Below are 23,262 nucleotides of genomic sequence, written 5' to 3'. Positions count from 1 at the left end.
TGCTCCAAGTCCGAGAGCTGAAGAATCAAGATCATTCATTGTTAAAGACAGGCGTGCGTTTGTAGTATTGGATATGCCTATCTGGAATGATACGGCTGTACCAGATATGGAACCATCAATCAATTTAGTTCCGTTGAACTCTGTAACACTTGATATTCTAGTTATTTCACTTGATAGCGCCTGGAATTCTTTATCAACGTTATTTCTGTCTGACTGGCTCAATGTACCGTTTGCAGCCTGAGCTGCAAGCTCTTTCATTCTGACCAGAATGTTGTTTACTTCGCTTAAAGCACCTTCAGCTGTCTGTGTAAGGCTTACAGCATCGTTTGCATTTCTTACTGCCTGGTCAAAACCTTTTACCTGAGCTTTTAATTTTTCTGACACCGCCATACCGGCAGGGTCATCTGATGAACGGTTTATCCTTAAACCAGATGACAATTTTTCAAGAGATTTGTTTAATGCTGAGGTAGATTTAGTAAGGTTGCGTTGAGCGTTGATTGATTCTATGTTCGTGTTAATACGTAATGACATTCTAATTCCTCCTTGAAAGTTTCGCTATTTGTTAATAGCAAGGATTAAAGCTTCCTTACTTTAATCCTTAATTAATTAGACCTAAAAAAAATAAAAAAACTTGATGAAGTTAATGTTACACCTCCTTTCGATTTTTGTTTGAACACATTTTTTATCGGATGTGTTTGTAAACTCTTTACATGACTTTTTAGAGTTATGTTTCAGTGATTATTATATAGATAAAACTATTCTCTACAGTCAATTGATTGACAAATCTGAAAATAAATTGTCGGGATTAGTAAGTTTTCAATTTCTATTATGAAAAATATTTCTATTTAAAAGCAGATAAATAATAGCGTTTTGCATTAAAGAAATCATCTGTTAAGGCGGCATGAAAATTGCACATTGTGGATTTAGTTTTTTCAGCAACTCTTTAAGAACATAACTAAATTACAGGATAACAATGGAGGGTAATAAATGACTTTAGAGTCAAATGAAGAATTGAACAATATCATAAATAGCATAAGAGACAATATTATTCCAATATTTGAAAAAATGATAAATAATGACAATATTTCATTCCCAAATAAAAATATAACCAATTGCTGGCAGTCATTGGATTGCAAGACAAATGATTGTCCTTTGTACGGTAATACATCTAATGGATTCCGGTGCTGGCAGATTGCCGGAACCTATTGTGGAGGAAAACCACAGGGAAGTTTTGTAGAAAAATACAGTAAATGTAGTAACTGCAAAGTGTTCAAATCTTCGTGCCCGACAATTGTTGAGGAAATCGGCGAACATTTTAATAACATGGTTTTTTTATTAAAACAAAAAGGGAAACTTTTAGAGGATAAAGAAAGGGTAGAACGTCTGAACAATGAACTGATGTCTGCCTTAGAACAACTTGATAAGAAAAACAGGGAAATTCAGGAAATAATGATAACGGACAAGCTGACCGGACTTTATAATCGGAATTACCTTAACATTGTATTTGAGGACGAAATATCCCGTTCAAGCAGGTATAACCGCCCGCTTGCTCTTATCATGGGAGATATAGACAGTTTTAAGAGTTACAATGATACTTATGGACATCTTGAAGGTGATAATATGCTTTCTTTTATGGGTGCTCTTATGAGAAGTGATATAAGAAAATTTGACCGTGCTTTCAGATATGGAGGAGAAGAGTTTGTGATTTTACTCCCTGAATCAGATTCTATGCTGGCATACATAGTTGCTGAACGGATACGCAGGGATTTTGAGAAAAAAACATTCCTTGCAAACAAAGGAGAAGAGCAGGTAACTGCTTCACGAACAATAAGCATGGGGATTACCCATACATTTACTTATACCAATATTGAAAAATTGATTAGCGAAGCAGACAAGGCATTGTATAGAGCAAAAAGAAAAGGAGGGAACGTGAGTGTGAAATATGAAGATAGTTAAAAAGGTTTTGATAATGTCATAATTCTGCCGTGCTTAGCTCTGCGTGTGCAAATTCCTTCCTCAGGTATTGTTTTCTCTTCCTTTATTCTGTGATATAAATATTCCTGTATAAGCTTCAATCAGTTTTTGCAATTAGTAAAAATATTTTAATTTTGAAGTTGTTTATGATAAAAAATCAGAAAAAGCAGTCAGCCTCTATACATGATTTTTGGATAGCGATAGTTATTGCTCAATAAACTATTTGAAAATTCCTGTCGGAGTTGAAATAGGATTAATTATAACAGTAGCTTCAGGCAATCAGTTTAATAATGATAAACTCACTATCAAAAAAACGTTTTTCTTTTCTGATTATATTAGTTTTTATCATATTTTATATAATGCCGCTAGGGGTGCGTCCTTTGTTTATCAAGGATGAAACACGTTATGGAGAAATTCCCCGTGAGATGATAAGTACAGATGAATGGATTGTCCCTCACCTGAATGGTTTACGTTATTTTGAAAAACCTGTCTTAGGCTACTGGCTTAATGCCGGTTCCATATTGCTTTTTGGTGAAAACAATTTTGCAGTGCGTTTCCCATCTGCTATGGCTACAGGGCTTTCTGCACTGTTAATTTTTCTGATGCTTAAGAAATCGGTCAAAGAAAGTATCGAAGAAGCAAATACAGCCGCGATTATTTTCCTGACTTGTTTTGCTGTGTTCGGAATAGGTACGTTTTCTATCCTCGATAATATGTTTGTATTCTTTCTCACAGGAATGATGATGACCTTTTATCTTGCCTCTGATTCAGAGAATGACTTATGGAGGCAAAGAACTTTACTGGCGGCGTCAGGGATTTTCTGCGGGCTCGCTTTTCTTACCAAAGGATTTTTAGCTGTTGCGCTGCCGGCTCTCGTTATCGTCCCCTGGCTTATCTGGCAGGGTAGGTGGAAAGACATCCTCCGGTTTTCATGGCTGCCTCTGGTTGTATCTATACTTGTCGTACTCCCCTGGAGTATTTTGGTTAATATTAAGGAGCCTGATTTCTGGAATTTTTTTTTCTGGGAACAGCATGTACGTCGTTTTATTGGACACGATGCCCAACACAAAAGAAATTTTGGATTTTTCCTGTTAACTATGCCCGCCATGTTTTTACCCTGGACGTTTATGATTCCTGCAGCATCTTCTTCCATAAGAGAGAAGATTGGGGAAGAAAGTCAAATTGGTAATCTCACGCGGTTTTGCTTTTGCTGGTTTCTTTTTCCTTTTCTTTTATTTTCAGTATCAAAGTCCAAGCTTCTGACCTATATCCTCCCCTGTTTTCCGCCCCTTGCCATTCTCATGTCCCTTGGACTTTTGAATACTCTAAAGAAAGGGAAAAACAAAAATTTTCAATCAGGCGCAGCGGTATCTTCAATAATTTTCAGCTTAATCCTGATTGCACTTTTCTACCTGCAGTTCTATGGCTATAAAGGCTTTTATCCATATAGTAAAACATGGGAATGGGTTCTCTTGGAAAGTGCCGTTATATTCATGATACTATTTTGTAGTTTGAGCTTAAGGAAACTTAAATCAGCAGGGGACAAGGTCCTTTTATTCTCTCTTGCTCCTCTTTTGTTGCTTTTCAGTTATCCTTTTATTATTCCGGACATGGTTATTAAAGAACAGGCATTGGGATCATTCCTTGAATCACACAAAGATGATGTTTTACCAGGGACTCTTATCTTGTCTGATGAAAGTCCTGTTACTGCTGTTTGCTGGTATTACAAAAGAGATAATGTATATCTGATTGAAAACGAGGGGGAGCTTGGTTATGGACTTGAATATAATGATGCAAAACATAAGGCGCTTAAAAAGGCAGATGCTTCGCTGCTAATAAATAAGAATCGTGGAAATGTTGTTCTTGTGGCCAGTGCGGGAAATTATAAACGCTGGAAAAAGCGCCTTCCCAAGCCAGAGTCTGAAGATTATTATGATGTCGATGGTTATGTTTTTGTTAAATATTAAATGATTTTTATTGACATATATTCAAATAAATGTATTTTTTCTCCGTGGTAAAGTATAATTAGGAATGATGTGCATAGTTTATTTGTCCTGCTATATTTGAAAAAAACTTTAATCAGGTAAAAAGATGCGAAATAAAAAATTTATCTTTTTACTGGTAGTTTCATGGTGTTTCCTCTTTATCATTTCCAATCCACTTTTAGTTCAAAGTTCAGATTCCAACAAGTCATCCCAATCATTAAGCATTAAGATCTCTCCATCCAAAAAATCTGTTAAGAAGGGAGCAAAACAGAAATTTAACGTCAATGTTGCCGGGATTAAAGGTAATAGTTCTGCTTATAAAGCCAAAGCAACAGACATAGAGAAAGATATTATTTGGATGGTCAATGAGATACAAGGAGGCAACAAGGATGTTGGCAAGATAAATAGCCGTGGTGTTTACAGGGCTCCAAAGAAAGTGCCTTCCTCAAATCCTGTCTATATAAGCGCATACAGTTCGAAATATGAACTTCATTCCAATAAAGCAAGAATTGCTGTTGTTTCAACAAAGAAGAAGGGTGTGATTTCATTTAAGGCGAAGTGGGTATCAGGGAGGTCTGCGAGGGTTTCAAATGGTATCCCTGCTGAGGTAAAAAAAGTAAAAGGAGTTGCGGTTAATAGCCTGACCGGAGAAAAGTTTACAGCGGGTCCTGTAAATGTTGAAGACAGGGTATTGGAGTTCCCCGATGTGCCTCTTGAAGGAAATTATACGGTAACTCTCTATGGCATTGATGATTCCGGCAAGGAGATTTACAAGGGAACTGTTTCGGATGTAAAGGCAACAGCGCCTGGAGATACAACAAAGCCAGTTACAATAATATTGACGATAGTTAACGGTGAAGTTGAGGTCAGCGCCATAGAGCCTGCGATAACTGAGATTCATACCGGGAGCACGCAGCAGTTTACGGTTACGATTTCCGGGGTATTTGATCCTGAGGTTAAATGGTCTGTAAGCGGTGACGGGGATTTAGGGACAATTACCAAGAACGGTTTGTACACTGCTCCGACGACAATTAACGAAGCAGTCACTGCTACTGTTAAAGCTGCATGGAAAGAGGACGGCTCCAAATTCAGTGAGATTAGTTTCAGCATAGTTGAGGATGAGGACATTGTTTCAATAAGTGTCAGCCCTGTAACAGCGACTGTGGAATCAGAGGGCACTGTTCAGTTTGATGCAACTGTTACAGGCAGTGCTGACACATCGGTTGCATGGTCAGTTGAGGGGGGGAGCAGTAACGGAACGATAGATTCTGCCGGGCTATACACAGCGCCGTCAGTTATTGTAACAACTACTGTCACTGTGAAAGCTGTGAGTAATGCAGACCCTTCAAAGTATGCTATAGCATTGGTTACGGTAAATCCTGTTTCACTGCCCGAGGTTTTATTCTCTAATCCAGATAACGGCTCGACAGGGGTCGCAATCGACACGACCGTTCAGGTGACATTCAGCGAAGCAATGAATTCATCTACAATCAATACATCTACATTTATAGTAAACGGCATAACAGGAACAGTTGTCTATTTCACTGATTCCATGTCTGCTGTTTTTACTCCTTCTGCTCCTTTAAGCTATGACATGGTTTACACAGCTACTATTACAGCAGGTGTTGAAAACCTTGCAGGTAATAATATGGCATCTCCTTATGTCTGGTTTTTTAAAACTCAGTCTCCACTGCCTGCGCCTTCTCCATGGTCATGGACATTTTCAACCGGATTGGATGATGATCAAGCTAATTCTGTTACCGCTACTCCAGACGGAGGGTGTGTTGCAGCAGGATATACTGTTCCAGAAACAAATCCCTCTGAAGGTTATTTCTGGATAGCGAATATTGGAAGCGAAGGCACGGTGAACTGGCAGAAAACGTATAATCCGGATGTAAATAGAGATGAAATACTTGCTATTGAGCGGACAACTGACAGCGGATATGTGCTTGCCGGTTACACAGTTTCAAGTTCTGTTGTAGGTTCTACTGATGACTTCTGTGTTATTAAAATTAATTCCGATGGAACCCCTGAGTGGCAGAAGACCTATGGAGGCTCTTCTATGGAGCAGGCTGAATCAATCCAGCAGACCTCAGACGGTGGCTATATAGTTGCAGGGTGGTCCTATTCATTCAGTTCCAGCAGTGATGATATATGGATATTAAAGCTTAATTCTGACGGGAGTGTTGCCTGGAAAGCAAAATACGGTGAAGAGGGCATTACTGAAGAAGCTACGAAAATAATTGAAACATCTGACGGAGGCTATTTTGTTGTGGGACACACTGTTTCATCTTCCGAAATAAGCTCGGGTTATGATGTGTGGGCGCTTAAGCTCGACTCTGATGGCTCAATTTCTTGGCAGGAAAAGATCGGCGAAGGGGCTAATGACAGAGCTCAATCTGTAATAGAAACATCAGGCGGAGAATATCTGATTGCTGGCTATAAGAGTTCCTATGGAGGAGGTCCCACTGATTTCTGGCTTATCAAGCTCGATTTATCGGGCAATATATTATGGCAGAAAACATATGGAGGTACGTCCACTGACATTGCAGAGGATGTCCGGGAAACTTCAGATGGCAATTTTATTGTAGCTGGCTGGACTTATTCATTTATCCATGACGGAGACAGCGCCGGCTGGTTAATAAAGGTAGGTTCGTCAGGTGATATAATCTGGCAGAAGACATATTCCCTGCCGGCATCTACATTGGGAGAAAGATTTAATTCTGTTGCTCTCTCCCCGGATGGTGGCATTATTGTGGCTGGATATGCTGACACATTTGATGCGGACTATCATGATCCCTGGGTAATGAAACTCAATTCAGAAGGAAATTTACCCGGAGTTTGCAATATTGTGGTTGCTGATACGGATGTAATTCCTCTTTCTACTACTGCTTTAGCGGTTGCTACAACTGTAATTCCCTCTGATACATCAGTAAGTATTGCATCAACGTCTGTTGTTGACGAGGTAGGCTATTCCCTTACGCCCATAAGTCAGTGTATTTACGGAGGAACCCTTACTCCTGTTGATGTGCTCTGGGCAAAGACATACGGCGGTCCTGAGAGGGATAATGCCAAAGTTGTCAGGCAGACATCAGACGGCGGGTATATTGTCGCAGGCAATACTGAATCGGGAGGTTGGTGGGATATTTTATTAATGAAACTGAAGATTGACGGTTCAATTGAGTGGCAGAAAACTTTTGGCGGGACGCATGATGACCTTGTCTATTCCTGCGAGCAGACATCAGACGGCGGATATATAGTTGCAGGGACAACTGGTTTTACAGGAACTGCCAGTTCCGAGGTTGCGGATATCTGGCTATTTAAGGTTGACGCAGCCGGCAATATTGAATGGCAGAAGAAGTTTGGCGGAGGCTCGGGAGATAGCAATACTGAAATTGCCCAGTCAGTGCATCAGACATCTGACGGTGGTTATATCGTTACCGGAGGTATTGTTGTTTCTTCCGGGAACAATGATTTATGGGTAGCAAGGCTTGATTCATCGGGAACTGTTTTATGGCAGAAAAAATATGGAGGAAGCAATTCAGAGTGGGGTTATTCAATAGATGAAACATCTGATGGCGGGTTTATTGTTGCAGGTGAAGGTTCTTTTGGTTCAGGCACTGAAGCATGGATATTGAAGCTTAATTCAGACGGCACAGTTGCATGGCAGAAAACTTTTGGCGGGACCAATTATGATTTAGCCACGTCCGTTAGAGAAACTTCTGACGGCGCTTATATAGTAGCGGCTTATTCGACGTCAATTCATTCTGATGGAGATGTTTGGATATTAAAACTGAATTCTGACGGCTCGGTTGCATGGCAGAATATCTATGACAGCTCGTTAACCGAATACCCTCGTTCAATTGAGCAGGCAAAGGACGGAGGGTATATAATAACAGGCTACACCTTCTTAACAAGTTCTGATATTAATGCCTTTGTGTTGAAACTTGATTCAGCCGGAACTGTTGAATGGGGGAATACCTATGTTGGTCCATACAATGAACTGTCTTCATCTGTATGGCAGACTTTAGAAGGCGGTTATATTGTTGCAGGACAGACAGATTCAACTGGAGCAGGAAGCGAAGATTTCTGGATATTGCGTATTGATTCGAATGGAGATATCGGAATCGATTGTTCCTATGTTTTCCCGCAGGATTTTGTTTCTGGCGTCACTACTTTATCTCCGGTTGATACAATTGTATCACCTGTAACAGTCACTTTAGCAGTTTCTTCCACATCTATTACCAGCGGCACAAGCTCTCTCGCATCTGCAACACAATGTTCTGCACCTCTTATTGGGTCGCTTGTCGTTTATGTAATGAGCAGCGGCGATGCTGATACCGACCAGGCAGTGATTAATGCACTTGTTGCCCGCAAGCATATCCCTGTTCTTGGACCACAAGTGGGAGAATGGGATGGCACACAGACAGATATTTACGGATATAATGTTGTAGTGCTTCAGAATAGCTATAACTGGAGTTCAAGCGGCAGCATGCCGGTTTCCGGTGAAAATGCCCTTATTGATTTTGTAGACAGCGGCGGCGGGCTTGTCACAGGAGAATGGCTCATCTGGAATATTGATTCAGGTGGCAGGCATACAGGGCTTGATCCTATTATTCCGGCTGATATGGTCTCATGGAACAGTGCATCATCTACAAGTTATTCGCAATATGATATATCTGACCCAATACTTAACAATGGGCTTCCTTCATCTTTCACTTTTTCAATGAACAGTATTAGCGGTTCAGAATCAAATCTTGCTGCCAAATCCGGAGCAACAGAATATTACTACAGCAGTAATTCCGGTGCCGCTGGTGTGGTAGGCTGGGATTATGGAAGCGGACGTGTCATTAGCTTTTCCACACTTCTTTCTGATGTTGAGCTTTCAAACTCTGATTATTCAACTCTCTTTGTAAACGCCGTTGAATGGGCGGGCACACCTGCCCCTTAGAATTTTTTTCTCTTTTTACTTCTTCCCATGGAAGAGTTCGCTTCCTGCGCCGGGATAAATTTTTCGTTCCTTCAAAGGTGTTGGATTTGTTACGGCCGGCCATTTCCCTGCTTGAGGTTCAGCCCCTTCTTTCGCAACAGTTGAACACGAATTATCTCCCATATTGGGATTCTTTCTCACGTCAATTCCTTCCACATTATGGCTGAATTCTATTGGGATGCCGTTTGGATCAAAGGCATAGATTGAATGTATGAAGCCGTGGTCTATTACATCTGAAACCTCAAAACCTGCGGCGAAAATTTTGTCTTTCAATTCCCAAAGTGCTTCTTCTGTTTCCACTCCGAAGGATACATGGTCAAAAATAAAAGGTCCTTTGACAGGCTCGCCGTGGTCTTTTTCTTTTACCGGTTTAACTGCTTCCCATTCAAAGAATGCTATCAGGTCATATTCAGATATTTGGAAAAAATAATGTCTGTACCCCTGCCGGCCAAGTCCTGAAACAAGCCTCATTCCGAGAAGGTCTCGCCAGAACCGGATAGTTTTGTCCATGTCCCCCGTTGCCATAGCAAGATGATTTACACCGTTAAATTTTATCATTTCAAATCCTCCTCATATTTACGCTTTGATTGACCAAAGCATATTCTATTAATATAATTATTATATGTTTTTATTCATGTTTTTTTTGTAAACTGAAAAAATTATTTTAACCGTGGAGGATGGCAATCATGTCAAAGTCCGAAGAAAATCTAAAAGCTGCATTTGCAGGAGAATCACAGGCTAACCGCAAATATCTCGCATTCGCCGATAAGGCAAAAAAGGAAGGGTTCAAACAAGCTGCACGGATGTTCCTTGCTGCTGCCGAGGCTGAGACCATTCATGCCCACAATCATTTGCGTGCCCTTAAAGGGATTGGCAGTACCAAAGATAACCTGAAAGAGGCAGTTTCAGGAGAAACCCATGAATTCAAGAATATGTATCCCGGGATGCTTGAGCAGGCAAGGGCTGAAGGGAACAAGGAAGCGGAAAGGTCCTTCAGCTATGCGCTTCAGGTTGAGAAAGGACACGCTGAACTTTATCAGAAGCTACTCGATGGAATTGATTCATCGAAAGATGAGTATGCGTATTTTGTCTGCCCTGTGTGTGGTTATACTTCCGAGAAGGAAGCTCCTGAGGCTTGTCCTATTTGCGCTGTTAAGGGGAGTACATTTAAAAAAATAGATCTGTAATTTGCAGAAATCTTATGCCCAACTTCGTCTGCAGGAGAAGGATTAATGGCACATCTTCTGAGAGCGCTGCATATAGATGCAGCAACTGGTTATTACAGACTTGTAAAATTTGAGAGCGGCGAAGTAATAGGCCCGGTTGACTATGGTTTCAAAGTCTATCAGGAGCGGAACGGGCTTTGTATCGGAGGAGGTTTGCTTGCCGGCTCCATTATCCCCGGCTCCAACAGGCTTATATTCAGCGGACGCTCCCCCCACTGGGAAGGATTTTATGTATCCACAATGGGGGGAGCTGCCCTTGTATTTGATGACCTGGGAATAAACTTTATTGTCATCGAAGGGAAGTGTCCGCAGGCGAGCATCCTGAAGCTCAAGCGTGACAGGTCTGAGATGATAGATATAGACATTGAGCCTTTGCCCGCACTTCAGGAGATATGGAAGTCCTATAAAAATCTTAAAGGCACTTTAGCCCTTCAGTCCTATCTTTACGACAGGTATCTATCGCACTTTTCAAAATCACCGCGCATTCTTGTAACAGGTCCGGCAGCACTTCATACAAATTTCGGTGCAATCTGCTCTTCTCAGATTACGAGTGACGGGATTTCCAATGCTGAATGCTGGGCAGGAAGAGGCGGATTCGGGTCTAAGCTTTTGAGGGAACATAATATTGCTGCCATAATATTCGGCGGCACTTATATCGACGATGACCTGATGGACAAGACCCTTGTTGACCGTTACTTCCTGGATAAATACCAGATGAAGATGAAACTCAAGGATTTCGAGGTCACTAAAAAATACCGCTTTGACCCAAAGTTTGATACCGGAGGGACATTTGGTGTTAACTTTACCTCCCTGAAAGAACTTCTTTTCAGCTTCAATTACAGTTCCATTTATCTTACAGACGCAGAACGTCTTGAAATACATGAGAGGTTTATAAAAGCTCATTATCTAAAACAGTTCAACAGCGAGATAATAGCGGAAAAGAGTTTTTTTACCTGCGGAGAACCCTGTGTCGCAGTTTGTAAGAAGGTACGGGGGGAATACAAAAAAGATTATGAGCCATACGAGGCATTAGGACCCAACTGCGGGATATTTGACCAGAGAGCCGCTGAAGAAATCGTGTATTATGCTGATTCCATGGGATTTGATGCCATAGAGATAGGGGGCATGGTTTCATGGGTCATGGAACTTCTCTCTAAAGGAATAATAAAAAAAGATCTCCTCAGGTTAAGTTGTGAACCGGTTTTCGATTACAAGAACTTCAGGATTATAGAAGATTCGCAGAATAATGCGCGGCTTTCCAGAGAAATAATTGACATGATACTTTTTAAGGAATGGGGGAAGAACTTCAGGCTTGGTATGAGACAGGCCGCAAAGGAGCTGGATGAAAGTGTTGGCATAAACACAATAGATTATGCTGTTTTTAATGCCTTCGGAGAGTATGGCACAATGGTGCCTAACCAGTATTGGACACCAGGTATGTTCTCTCCTATGTCCATAATGGGAAAATATTTTGAGTATTACGGATATGATTACCATGAGCCGCGCGAGCTTGGCAGGCTGAATGCAGAACGTATGGTAAAGGAGATTTCCATAGATAACGCAGGAATGTGCCGTTTCCATCGGGGGTGGGCTGAGGACATTATAGAAGAAATATTCAATGATTATTTTGCTATGAAAGTAGATTTTTTTGCTCATCACTTAAAGCTTGTCTCTGCGATGAATGAGTCAAACCACTCCCACTTTTGGGAAAGCAGCAGGATTATTGATATTGTCGGAAAATACCTTGAGAAGCATCTTCAGGAGAGTCCGTCCAATGAAGAGCTTAAAAAATGGTGCGACGGATTTAGAAATGATAAGCGCAATACTGCCCGCCGCTACTGGAAAGAGCTTAGAGACGGAATGAATGAGGTATTCAGCACGTATTAAGGGGTGGCAGTCTGCATTTCGCTTCAAACTTCAGGCGCTCATATGCAGCCTGCCACCACTTAGCCGTCAATTCAAATCTGCCTGTTGACAATTCCAGGAAAATCTGAATTCTAATTTTGTATGCGCAGAGCAAATATTATTTTTTTGTTGTTTGCCATTATTCTTTCTTCGTGCTCGTCTTTAAAGTTCCATGAAGGGAGCAATGATTCCCTTTATGTTTACCGTGATTTCGTAATGGGTGTGCAGGTCGAGCTTACGCTTAGAAGCAGTGACGAGAATACCGCCCAAAACGCCGCAATGGAAGCATTTGAAGAAATGAAACGCCTCGACAGGATGCTGAGCAACTGGAAAGATGACAGTGAAGTATCGGAGATAAACAGGAACAGCTCTACGGAATGGATTAAAGTCTCTGATGAAATGTTTGAAGTGCTATCAAGAGCGCAGAGTCTTTCTAAAGAGACAAACGGGGCATTTGACATTACTGTGGGAAAGCTTCTGCATCTCTGGAATTTTTATTCGCGTAATCCTCTGGAACCTTCGGAAAAAGAACAGCGCAATGCCATGGGGTATGTGAGCTATAAGTTTATCGAACTGGATCGCGTAAAAAAAATGCTCCGTTTCATTAAACCTGGCATTGAGATTGATCTCGGAGGTATCGCGAAAGGATACATCCTGGAAAAAGGGTATGAGGTCCTCGAAGATAATGGAATACAGGCAGGACTAATCAATGGTTCCGGAGATGTTTATGTCTGGGGGGAAAAGCCTGACGGAAACCTCTGGAATGTAGCTGTGAGGAATCCGGGAAACCCTGAAACACCTCTTGCAATCCTGCCTCTTACAGATATGGCAGTGTTTTCATCAGGCGACTATGAACGGAAGTTTTCAAATGAAGGGAAAACTTTTCATCATATCTTTGATCCAAGAACCGGTATGCCTGCGACAGGATGCCACGGTGTTACTGTCATCGCAAAAACAATAAAAGATGCAGATGGTCTTTCATCGTCTGTTTTTGTAATGGGCCCTGAGGAAGGGAAGGATTTTGCTGATAAGATTGGCGGCACAGGTGTAATAATAATTGAGAATGATGGACGCGTGGTTTTCAATAAATGGGTTCGAAAAAGATTTTCAGGTGTTCAAATCGAGTAGGAACTAATTGATTTTTTTGGTGTAAATATAGTGTAAAAAAAATTTGCACATTTTTTACAATTGGTTTAAGATAAATTTGATTTTCGAGCACCCACTCTAACTTTTAATTTTGGAGGAATGTTGTATGACGAGACTCAGATGGCTGTTGGTGATTGTGCTTTGCGGTTCTCTAGGTTTTTATTCTGCTGGTCTTTTTGCTGCTGACGAAAAACCGGGAGCTGCTTCAGCGGCAAGTGCACCTGCTGAAACAAAAGTAAAGCCTGCTGCAATAAAAGCAACGGATAAAAAAATCCCGAACCACCCGAATGTTGAAATATCAATGACCTGCTCTGAATGCCATGAAGTTCAGTACGATGCAGAGTCAACAGCAACTAAAACATGGATTAACAACTATGCTCAGATGCCAAAAGATGCTCTCTGGAAAAAGATCTCTGATTTTCTTCCCAACAGGCAGCGTTTCGTGATGGCAACAGTTGGAGAAAAAGACGGCAAATATTATCCTACGGCAACTACTGCTGACTTTACCCTTGTTCCTGATGAGCATATCTTCATCTGCTCCAATGAAAAGGGAACTGAAAAGATGACAGAGCTTACGAAGAACTCACTTGTAAGCATGGTACATTATGAAGGTTCCATCGAAGGACCAACACCTCCTTCGGTCCGCTGGTGGAAGAGTGTTCAGGTTTTTGGCAAGGCAACTCCTTATGAGCCTGGTACCGCGGAATTTAGTGATCTTGCAAAAAAATATGTCTTTTACAGAGTAACTCCTGACCGCGCTTTGAAAAGAATGATTATGACAAGGATAGATGTTGAAAGGATAATTTATTTTGATTCCTCACTTATGAAAGAAGGGTTTTCACCTTATCAGCTTTGGGAAAAATGAGGGATTGGAATAAATAAATGACAGAGCAAAGTAAAACTAATTCAAAATTCGTTGGTATAGAAATTCCTTCTGGGGTAACCAGAAGGAATTTCTATTTCCTTTATACTGCTGCTTTTCTTGTAAATGTATTGATGGTTTTCCCGGCTGTCATACAGCCTGTATTCCTGAAAGAGATAATAGGTATTCCAGACAGCAAGGCAGGCTCAATAAATTCGCTTTTACAGAATTTAAGCCAGGTGGCTTCGCTTTTCCTTGCAGGCTATGTTGGATTTCTTTCCGACAGACTTGGAAGAAGGATTATGCTCATGTCAGGTGCAGCCATCACAGGGCTTTTCATAATCAGTTTTGGCTATTCAAAAGAATTGGGCATGATAGTCGGATTGTCACCAGAGTATGCTGTCTATGTGACAAGATTCATTCTGGGAGTTGCCCTTATATTTACCTGGCCACATTTCAGTCCTCTCATTGCTGATTATACCAATCCATCAAGCCGCGGAAAAGCTATGGCTATGTATGGAATAGCGATGGGACTTGGCACTATCCTTTCCTTCGGTGCAATAGGTCAGATGCCCAGGGTATTCGGGATATACAACAGCTTCCTTGTTGCGGCGGGAGTTGCCTTCCTTGCATCCATTGTTATCTGGGCAGGGCTGGTTGACAGGATGTCAGAGGAGAAGAAAAAACAGCCCGGCAGATTCAAAGAGCTCATGGCACTTGTAAAAAAATCAACACCGTTGAAAGTGAGTTATGCCGCTACTTTCATAGGCCGTGCGGATACGCCCATAATCCGGCTTCTCATGATGGTCTGGCTCGTCACGGCAGCAGAAAAACATGGATTAACCCCTGTCAAAGCAACCGGTATCGGTGGACTTATAATGATGGGTTTTGCAGTAATGGCAATGCTTAGTAATGTTGTAGCAGGTCCTCTTGTGGATAAGATAGGCCGCGTAGCAACAATAATCCTTTCCATGGCAAGCGCATCCATAGGATTTGGTCTGCTGTATTTTGTTGATAATCCCTTTTCATATGCTGTAGCATTGCCAATAGGTCTTATAGGATTCGGGATGTCTGGAGTGGTGATCGGCGCAAATACACTTGCGGCAGATGCAGCACCGAGGTATCTGGTCGGCACTGTTATGGGCGGGCTGAATACAGTCCAGTCAGTAGGGTTAATATTACTTTTGCAGGCGGCAGGAGTTATCCGCGATATATTCTCGACCCAGTTCGCGTTCATGTTCAAAGCTATTCTTAACGTACTTTTCATCGTCTGGTTACTGGTTGTAAGGAAAAAATGTGAGGCAGAACTCACATTGACAGCAAATGCTGAAAATCTTGGGGCCGCAGAAGCAGTTTTAAAATAATGGAGGACACCGCATGACTTTCAGGTTTTTAGGGGGGAGATACTGGTTTGCCGTGCTTTTTGCTTTATTTTTGATTTTATCTTTTTCCGGCACTTTAGCTTCCTTTGCGGCAGAAAAAGGAAATATCTCAGGCACTGTCACAGATGAGGCAAGCAAAACGCCTCTTCCCGGTATAGCTGTAACCGTAGAAGGAACGGACATTATCGTTTATACGAATGAAAAGGGAGAATATGAGATAAGTCTTAAACCCGGCACATATAAGCTAAGGGCTGAACTTTTAGGATATAAACCCTCTGAGGCATTGAATGTAACAGTACTTGAAGGGGAAACAACCAAAGTCAATTTAAAAATGGAGGAAGCCCTTGCCATCAAAGGTGAGGAAGTCGTAGTCACGGGAGAAAGGCTTAATATTCCCCTTTCAAAGACAACAGCTTCGGTTGCTGTAGTGTCTTCCAGGGATATTGAGAAAGTCCCGGTTGCAACAAATGCTGCTGATCTTCTTGCTTATACCCCGGGTGTACAGATGGAAAGCGGCTCATCTCCTTTTACCAAGACGATAAAGATAAGAGGAAGGACTGCAACCCCTCCGCGTACCGCATCAAGCGGGATACTTCTCCTTGTTGACGGCATACCTTCAAATGACCCTGCGTCAGGATATGCGAACATTTACCAGATACCTTCCGAGAACATCGAGAGGATCGAGGTTGTAAAAGGTGCTTCATCAGCACAGTACGGTGGTCAGGCAGCAGCGGGTGTCATAAATATCATAACGAGGAAAGGGCAGACTAAACCTTATACATCTGCAGGAGCAAGTTTCGGGACATTCCAGCGCAGAAGCAGGGCTGAAAGAGAGTTATATGAAAGTTATACCTTCAGTCACGGCTGGGGAAATAAGTATTTTGATTATGCATTAAGCGTGGCGTATGCCCATACAAGCGGTATTACGAGCGCAGATACCAATAAGGTTGGAAGCGCTTACAGCCTGTTTGCCAAAAGCCATCCCGGGCAAGGGCGTCTTCCTGATGGTACGAAGGTTCTTCTCAACAGAAGGGAAATCCCTTTTATGCTGGGGAAAAATGTCAACGAGCTTTTTGATGTTGGTGACCATGACAAGGCTGAGAGATATTCAGCAAGTGCTAGCCTTGGCATTAATCTGTTCAAAGGGAATAAGCTGAGAATCAACCCGAGTTATTCCTTTCTTAACTCCTACAGCATATTCTCTCCCGGAAACATACCTATATCAATACCAAGTGAAACATTTCTCCAGTCAGGCTTAAGGATACTTAACAGAAGGGATGCTCTTAACATAATTGACAAATGGGATATCACCCCGAATCTTACTTACAATTTCAGGATGGGACTAATAAAAAGCACTGATATCGCTGATTTCCTATTTGTGAATGATTTTATTGACTATGATAAGGAGACGGAAGCGGTATCTGGTTTGAAAGACGGTTTCGTAGGAGGAGGTGGCCCATTTTCACCTGCCCCTGACTTTATGTTAAACAGGAGCTTCACATTTGCAAATGACTTAAGCTACAAATTTGACATTTTAGATGGCGACACGCTTACAATAGGCCAGGAATATCAATGGACAAAAAGCTCATCGCCCACCTTAAGTTATGTACAGCCGAGCGTTAAAAGGAATATTCATTCCCTGTTTTTTCAGAATATGCTTGTTATAAAGGACCTGACATTTTCAGTTGGCGGCAGATGGGACCAGGCTACAACGTTTATCGATGATTTTGATGATGAGTTTTCACCTCGTGTTGGATTTAATTATGAGATTTCTCCGGGCACGAGTTTCCGTTTTTCAATTGGAAGGGCAAGAAGGTTTCCTGAGTTTGCAAGAAAATTCGGACTTGCTCAGTCAAATGGACGTTCTTTCGGGAATCCTGCCTTAGATCCGGAAATTAACTGGACATACGAACTCGGATTCAAGTTCTCGACTAAATATGTAAATGGCGATATCGCATACTTCTATGATGATTACTCGGATTTTGAACTTCCCGTGACCCTGCAGTCATTGGGATTTGCAGACGGTGCGGCTTATTCGGAACAGGTTCTTGGTATTTCAAGAGCAGCACAGGCAGCCACTGGCAAGAATTTTGAACAACAAAGGAGCAATACTTATATAAACGGACCTAATGTTGTTTTCCAGGGATTTGATACATCTGTTGAAATAAATCCAACAAAAGACTGGCAGATTTCACTTTCGTACCTGTTCCAGAGGGCTATTGTAGGAAATCCCAATCCTTTTGACTTCAGTCAGGGAACTCCTCAGAGACTTTTCATTGCTGCTGACGGGATACCAATAGGACCACTTCTTGAGCAAGGCAACAGACTCGAGTGGTATCCTACCCATATATTCAAAGTAGGTTCCGGTTATACTTTTCCATTCGACCTGAGAGTTGATGTAGAGGGGCGCTTTAAGAGCACCACTCATTTTGTGACTGCTGTGTATCCCGGCGGAACACTTCCGCAACCCGAGCACTGGATATGGGATTTCAAGATGGCGCAGCCTTTATTTAATGGCAAGGCGAAACTTACCTTTTCCATAGAGAACGTTTTCAGCAAGCTCTATTTTGAAAATGGCGGAATACCGTCCAATGTGGCGAGGTATGTTTGGGGGTTGGAGACCAAATTTTAAACAGATGCAATATTTTGCATAATACTTTGTCAGTTGCCGGATCGAAAATGCTCACATACGGAAAAAGTATGCTCCGCTTTTCTCACTGGCAACTTTCGCGTCTTACGCGAAAATCTTGCATCTGCTTGAGAACTACAACACTCCTAATATTTACCATGTTTTTTTTCCAGACAGGTGCAGCTTATTCAGCAGAAGAAGAGCTGAGTGATAATACTGTCTCTTCTGAAAGAATCTCAGAAAAGGATTTTGAAAAAATCCCTTCTCCGGTTGATGCAGCAGATTTCCTTACTTATGTTCCTGGGGTAGAAACTGAATCGAGTTCATCGATAATGATGAAAACGATAAAGATCAGGGGAAGGACTGCTGTTCCGCCAAGAATCGCATCGAGCGGGATAAAGCTTCTTATAGATGGTATTCCATACAATGACCCTGCAACCGGTTATGCAGACATCTACCAGATTCCATCTGTCAATATCGAAAAAATCGAGATTTTAAAAGGAGCATTATCGGCACGCTACGGCACAGAGGCTTCAGCAGGTGTTGTAAATATCATCACCAGGAAAGGAACATTGAAACCTATTACAGATGCCAAGGTTAGCTATGGGACTTACCAGCGGCGAAGAAGTGCTGAAAGAGAGTTATATGAGAACTATTCAATGTTTCATGGCTGGGGCAACAAGTATTTTGACTATGCAATAAGCGCTGATTATGTTCATTCAAGCGGGTTTACCACTGCTGATAAAAATAGGGTAGGAAGTGCATACACCCTTTTTGCAAAGAACAATCCCGGAATGGGCAGGTTTCCTGATGGAACAAAGGTTCTCCCCGGCGGCAGAAGAGAAATCCCATTCAAATTAGGAGAGGATCTCAATGAACTTATAGATGTTGGAGACCATGATAAGTCTGAGAGATATTCTGTTAACCTTAATCTTGGCTTCAATCTCTTTAAAGGAAATACCCTGAGAATAATGCCGGGGTATTCTTATGTTGATTTTTACAATGTTGTTTCTCCGGGTAATATGCCGCTTGAAAGACCTAGTGCGATATTCTCGCAGTATTTAATAAGGATTAAAAACAGGAAGGACACACTTAATATTTCAGACAGATGGGAGATAACGCCAGGGCTTACATACAATTTCAGGGCTGGTCTTATGAAGAGCACTGACATGGCAGACGCTATTCTAGTAAATGATTATATTGACTATAGCCCGGAAGAAGAAACTATAAATGGTCTAAGAGACATGTTTGCAAATGGCGACCCTGAAAATCCTTTTTCCATTATTCATGACGAACTCATTAACAGGAGTTTTAGCATTGCAAATGATTTAAGTTACAGGTCTGATATCTTTGACGGGAATATATTGACTGTCGGTCAGGAATACAGATGGACTAAGAGCACATCAAAATCTTTGGGATATTTAAACCCAAGTGAAAAAAGGAATATTCATTCCCTGTTTTTTAATGATCTACTTTATGTTAAAAACTTTACATTGTCCCTTGGCGGAAGATGGGATCAGGCAACAACATTTATAGATGATCTTGATGATGAATTCTCCCCGAGAGCGGGCTTAAATTACGAGTTCAGTCCCGGAACAAGCCTTCGTTTTTCAGTTGGAAGAGCAAGAAGGTTCCCGGGGTTTACAGATAAATTCGCCTTTGCCCAGTCAAATGGCATTCTTTTTGGCAACCCTGATTTGAAACCTGAAGTGAACTGGACATATGAGATGGGTTTTAAGTTCTCAACTAAATACGTAAGCGGTGACATCGCTTATTTTTATGATGATTATTCTGATATTGAAATCCCTGTGCCATTAGGTTTCGTTGGCAGGGATAGAAATGGTGTCCGATACAATGGTTCGACTTACAGCGAAGAAGTTCTCGGAATTTCGCCAGAGCAGCAGTACAGATCAGGCAAGAATTTCGCTAACTACACGGCGTATACATTTATCAATGGCCCTGATGCAGTGGCTCAGGGTTTCGATACAGCACTTCAATTTACTCCATTGGGAAAATGGGATATCAATGTTGCATATACTTTCCAGAGACATGTTGCAGGAAACCCCAATCCCTTTGACTTCAGTCAGGGAGCTCCTCAAAGACTTTTTATTGCCGTTAACGGAACAGCCATAGGGCCTAAGTTTAAGGATGGGAGTAGAATGGAGTTCACTCCTACCCATATATTGAAGATTGGCTCCAATTATACTTTTCCATTCGGTCTATGGTTTGATGTTGAAGGGCGTTTTAAGAGCACCACTCATTTTGTGACTGCCGTATATCCCGGCGGTTCACTACGCCAGCCTGAGCATTGGATATGGGATTTAAAGATGGCACAGCCTTTGTTTGACGGGAAGATGAAGCTCACCTTTGCGATAGAAAATATCTTCAGTAAATTCTACTACGAAGATGGAGGATTCCCATCCGCAGTTGCAAGATACATAGCCGGTATCGAGACTAAATTTTAGTTCTCATATTTAAATCAAAGCACAAGTTTCCTGTAAAGCATAAGCTGAGGCAGTCTGCGTTTCGCTTAAAAATTCATGCGCTCCATGCAGACTGCCTCAGCTAAATCCTTGCTTGGATATAGTTAACAAGAAGTTTAAACGCTAAGCCAGCCATGAAATGAATATGATCAGCGGGCGAGTCTGATGAAATGACAAAACCTTACATATAATGATTCCTTCAACTCCTGCTGGGGGAGCTTCAGATTAAAATACGAAACTTCTATAAAGTATGAGCTGCAGTGCTTAGCCTATGGCTTGGCATGTCCCGCAGAAGGCGCATGTAGTTCTAAGCCTGCGCGGGACTGGCAAGCCATAGGCTACAGGGTATTATTTCCCGAAATACCTTTCCATTTCTTCAATCAGGCAATGAAAAGATGAGAAGTTGTTTTCAGGCATGATCTTGACATCAAGCCCCATATTCTTTGCTGTTGCTCCGGTATAAGGTCCGACGCAGGCTATTGTCGTGCTGTTGAGTGCTTCTTTTCTATTGCCTAAGATTGACAGCATGCTGTCAACTTCCGCAGAGCTTGTAAAAGTAACAACATCTATTTCACAATTAATCAGCATTTTTTTCTCTAAATCATAACCGTTTTTTACGGGAGCCGTTGTATATGCAGGTATCCGTTCCACATCCATCCCTAAACGTTTAAGCCTTGCAACGAATTCCGGTACAATGCGCGGCTCCTTCATCCCGATTACTTCAGGTACTGGAAGGAGGATCCTGCCGCTTTTGATGTTTCTTCTTTTCATTTCTTCAACTATTCCCTCTGTACTAGCCTCCTCGGGGATAAGGTCAGGTGTTATCCCTCTTGATTCCAATGCCTCGCTGTCTGCTCCTATGGCGCAGGTCTTTGTTTTTCTGAAAGCCTCTTGTGGATTTATTTTAAGCACGTTAAGCCTTTTAAAGAATGCCTCTATTCCATTACGGCTTGAAAAGCCGACCCAGTCATAGCCAGAAAGTCCGTTTATGGCATTGTCGAGAGCATGGTAATCCTTCACAGGTTCTATCTCGATTGTTGGCATCCATACCGGCTTTGCGCCGCGCTCTACAAGATACTTTACAAGGATCCCGGCATAATTTCTCGGAGATGTTATAAGAATATGTTTTCCAAACAAAGGAAGCTCTTCCTTTGCTATTAACTTCTGGTTAAAATCTATATTTATTACTTTTCCCATTTATTTCTCCTCTTACCTGGTTGACTTTTTCTTCATCCTCCATTCCCAGAAATTTACCAGGATAGAGGAAGTAACAAGACAAAGAACTGTATAAATAGCAGGCGCTATGGCTGCATCCTTTGAAAAATGCTTGAGAGCAAGAACCGTTCCAAGCCCTGCATTCTGCATCCCTACCTCAATGGCTACAGTTTTTCTTGCCTCCACATTCCATCTTAAAATGGCTCCCCCGCCGTAACCGCAGAGATACCCTCCGAAATTCAGAACTATGAGAGCTGCAAGGACATATAGTGAAGAAAAAAGAATATGTTCACGGTTCGATGCGACAACGATTGAGACAATCAATATTATTGTTATTGATGCTATTGCTCCAAGATAAACCGTTACTCCCTCGATAGTCTTTTCAAAACGGGTTTTGGTAATGTATCCTGCGATAACAGGAATTACTACCATCCAGAGAATACTCAATACCATTGAGAAGAACTGAAGTTCGAGTTTCCCTCCCCCGTAAAACATAAGCATCATTGGGGTAAGTATAGGAGAGACAATAGTTGATAGCGATGTTATGGATACGGAAAGAGCCACGTCAGCCCCTGCAAGAAGTGACATGAGATTGCTTGCCATTGCTCCCGGCACTGCTCCTGCAATTAATATGCCTGTGCGTGCATCTCCGTCTATCCTGAAAATCCATACCACAAGAAATGAAAGCAGCGGCATAAAGAAAAACTGCATTGCCGTACCTGAGATCGCACGCGTTGGTTTCTGCCTCAACATCTCTACCTGTTTTTTAGGCATAAGCATTCCAACGCAAAACATAGTAATGGCAAAAAAATAATTCAGGTATGGAGCCGCTGAAAGAGCCCAGAAGGGCACTAAATATGCGAGCGCAGAAAAGATCATTACATTGAGGACAAGATAATCCTGAATAAATGATGCAATTTTTTTAGTCATTTGAAATTTTCCCGCAATTGAATAAACAATTTTATCTTACAAAAATAAAATTATTATGTAAATAATCTTCGCATTAGATGTGTGCTGAAGTTTTTAGCGACCAAAAATTCAATTTATTGTCTGCAATAGTTTATGTTATAGATAAAAAAATGAGGAATATTCTTATAGTTGGTATTGGCGGATTTCTCGGCTCTGTGTCGCGATATCTCGCTGGAGGCTGGGTGCACAGGATACTTAATAACTCATCGTTTCCATTCGGGACGCTTGCGGTTAATATCTGCGGTTGTTTTCTTATAGGTCTTCTTGGCGGGCTTTCAGAATCCCGGCAGCTATTTACAGGCGAAAGCCGACTTTTTTTATTCATAGGAGTTCTTGGTGGTTTCACCACATTCTCATCCTTCGGATATGAGACATTCGCTCTTGCGCAGGATGGTGAGACACTGGCAGCTTTAGCAAATGTTGCGCTTCAGGTTGTTCTTGGGCTTTCTGCCGTATGGCTTGGTAATGTTGTTTCACGTTTTATGTGAGGTGATAT

At 41.7% G+C, this 23,262-nt stretch carries 15 protein-coding genes; 11 read left to right on the top strand and 4 right to left on the bottom strand.

Annotation, left to right across the window (positions count from 1 at the left end):
* On the bottom strand, window positions 1-531 hold a 531-nt coding region (locus HZA77_08525; protein ID MBI5375467.1), incomplete at its 3' end, for a flagellin FliC.
* Between the two features lie 456 nt (window positions 532-987).
* On the opposite strand from HZA77_08525, the gene HZA77_08520 reads away from it, so the two are divergent.
* The 3 genes from HZA77_08520 to HZA77_08510 all read left to right on the top strand — a co-directional run bounded on the left by HZA77_08520 (window position 988) and on the right by HZA77_08510 (window position 8,910).
* Window positions 988-1,956 (top strand): GGDEF domain-containing protein, encoded by a 969-nt coding sequence (locus HZA77_08520; protein MBI5375466.1) that lies wholly within the window; start codon window positions 988-990, stop codon window positions 1,954-1,956.
* A 308-nt stretch (window positions 1,957-2,264) separates the two neighbouring features.
* On the top strand, window positions 2,265-3,941 hold the full coding sequence (locus tag HZA77_08515; protein MBI5375465.1) for a phospholipid carrier-dependent glycosyltransferase: 1,677 nt from the start codon (window positions 2,265-2,267) through the stop codon (window positions 3,939-3,941).
* A gap of 124 nt (window positions 3,942-4,065) precedes the next feature.
* Window positions 4,066-8,910, top strand: a complete 4,845-nt coding sequence (locus HZA77_08510; protein MBI5375464.1) for an Ig-like domain-containing protein — start codon at window positions 4,066-4,068, stop codon at window positions 8,908-8,910.
* 15 nt (window positions 8,911-8,925) lie between these two features.
* Here the strand turns inward: HZA77_08510 and HZA77_08505 are convergent, their stop codons facing one another.
* On the bottom strand, window positions 8,926-9,507 hold the full coding sequence (locus HZA77_08505) for a VOC family protein (GenBank protein MBI5375463.1): 582 nt from the start codon (window positions 9,505-9,507) through the stop codon (window positions 8,926-8,928).
* 119 nt (window positions 9,508-9,626) lie between these two features.
* Here HZA77_08505 and HZA77_08500 point away from each other — a divergent pair, with 119 nt between their 5' ends.
* The 7 genes from HZA77_08500 (at window position 9,627) to HZA77_08470 (ending at window position 20,564) form a co-directional block, all read left to right on the top strand.
* Window positions 9,627-10,136, top strand: a complete 510-nt coding sequence (locus tag HZA77_08500; protein MBI5375462.1) for a rubrerythrin family protein — start codon at window positions 9,627-9,629, stop codon at window positions 10,134-10,136.
* A 45-nt stretch (window positions 10,137-10,181) separates the two neighbouring features.
* Window positions 10,182-12,062 (top strand): aldehyde ferredoxin oxidoreductase, encoded by a 1,881-nt coding sequence (locus tag HZA77_08495; GenBank protein MBI5375461.1) that lies wholly within the window; start codon window positions 10,182-10,184, stop codon window positions 12,060-12,062.
* Window positions 12,063-12,209: 147 nt separating this feature from the next.
* Window positions 12,210-13,208 (top strand): FAD:protein FMN transferase, encoded by a 999-nt coding sequence (locus HZA77_08490; GenBank protein ID MBI5375460.1) that lies wholly within the window; start codon window positions 12,210-12,212, stop codon window positions 13,206-13,208.
* A 124-nt stretch (window positions 13,209-13,332) separates the two neighbouring features.
* Complete coding sequence (locus tag HZA77_08485) at window positions 13,333-14,091, top strand: pyridoxamine 5'-phosphate oxidase family protein (GenBank protein ID MBI5375459.1); 759 nt, start codon at window positions 13,333-13,335, stop codon at window positions 14,089-14,091.
* Between the two features lie 17 nt (window positions 14,092-14,108).
* Entirely contained in the window at window positions 14,109-15,452 is a 1,344-nt protein-coding gene (locus HZA77_08480) for an MFS transporter (GenBank protein MBI5375458.1), read from the top strand.
* Between the two features lie 13 nt (window positions 15,453-15,465).
* Entirely contained in the window at window positions 15,466-18,102 is a 2,637-nt protein-coding gene (locus HZA77_08475) for a TonB-dependent receptor (protein MBI5375457.1), read from the top strand.
* 14 nt (window positions 18,103-18,116) lie between these two features.
* Window positions 18,117-20,564 (top strand): TonB-dependent receptor, encoded by a 2,448-nt coding sequence (locus HZA77_08470; protein MBI5375456.1) that lies wholly within the window; start codon window positions 18,117-18,119, stop codon window positions 20,562-20,564.
* 366 nt (window positions 20,565-20,930) lie between these two features.
* Here the strand turns inward: HZA77_08470 and HZA77_08465 are convergent, their stop codons facing one another.
* Together HZA77_08465 and HZA77_08460 are read right to left on the bottom strand one after the other, a co-directional pair.
* Window positions 20,931-21,779 (bottom strand): uroporphyrinogen-III synthase, encoded by an 849-nt coding sequence (locus HZA77_08465; GenBank protein MBI5375455.1) that lies wholly within the window; start codon window positions 21,777-21,779, stop codon window positions 20,931-20,933.
* Window positions 21,780-21,791: 12 nt separating this feature from the next.
* A complete protein-coding gene (locus tag HZA77_08460; protein MBI5375454.1) occupies window positions 21,792-22,727 on the bottom strand; it encodes a bile acid:sodium symporter family protein in 936 nt (311 codons plus the stop codon).
* A gap of 149 nt (window positions 22,728-22,876) precedes the next feature.
* Here HZA77_08460 and crcB point away from each other — a divergent pair, with 149 nt between their 5' ends.
* Window positions 22,877-23,254, top strand: coding sequence for a fluoride efflux transporter CrcB (gene crcB, locus HZA77_08455; protein ID MBI5375453.1), 378 nt, complete (start codon window positions 22,877-22,879; stop codon window positions 23,252-23,254).
* The last annotated feature ends 8 nt before the right edge of the window (window positions 23,255-23,262 follow it).

The organism is Candidatus Schekmanbacteria bacterium (genome assembly GCA_016219965.1).
GTDB lineage: Bacteria > Schekmanbacteria > GWA2-38-11 > GWA2-38-11 > J061 > JACRJM01.
The sequence above is the reverse complement of the archived record's forward strand: the minus strand, read 5'-3'. Positions and strand labels throughout refer to the sequence as shown.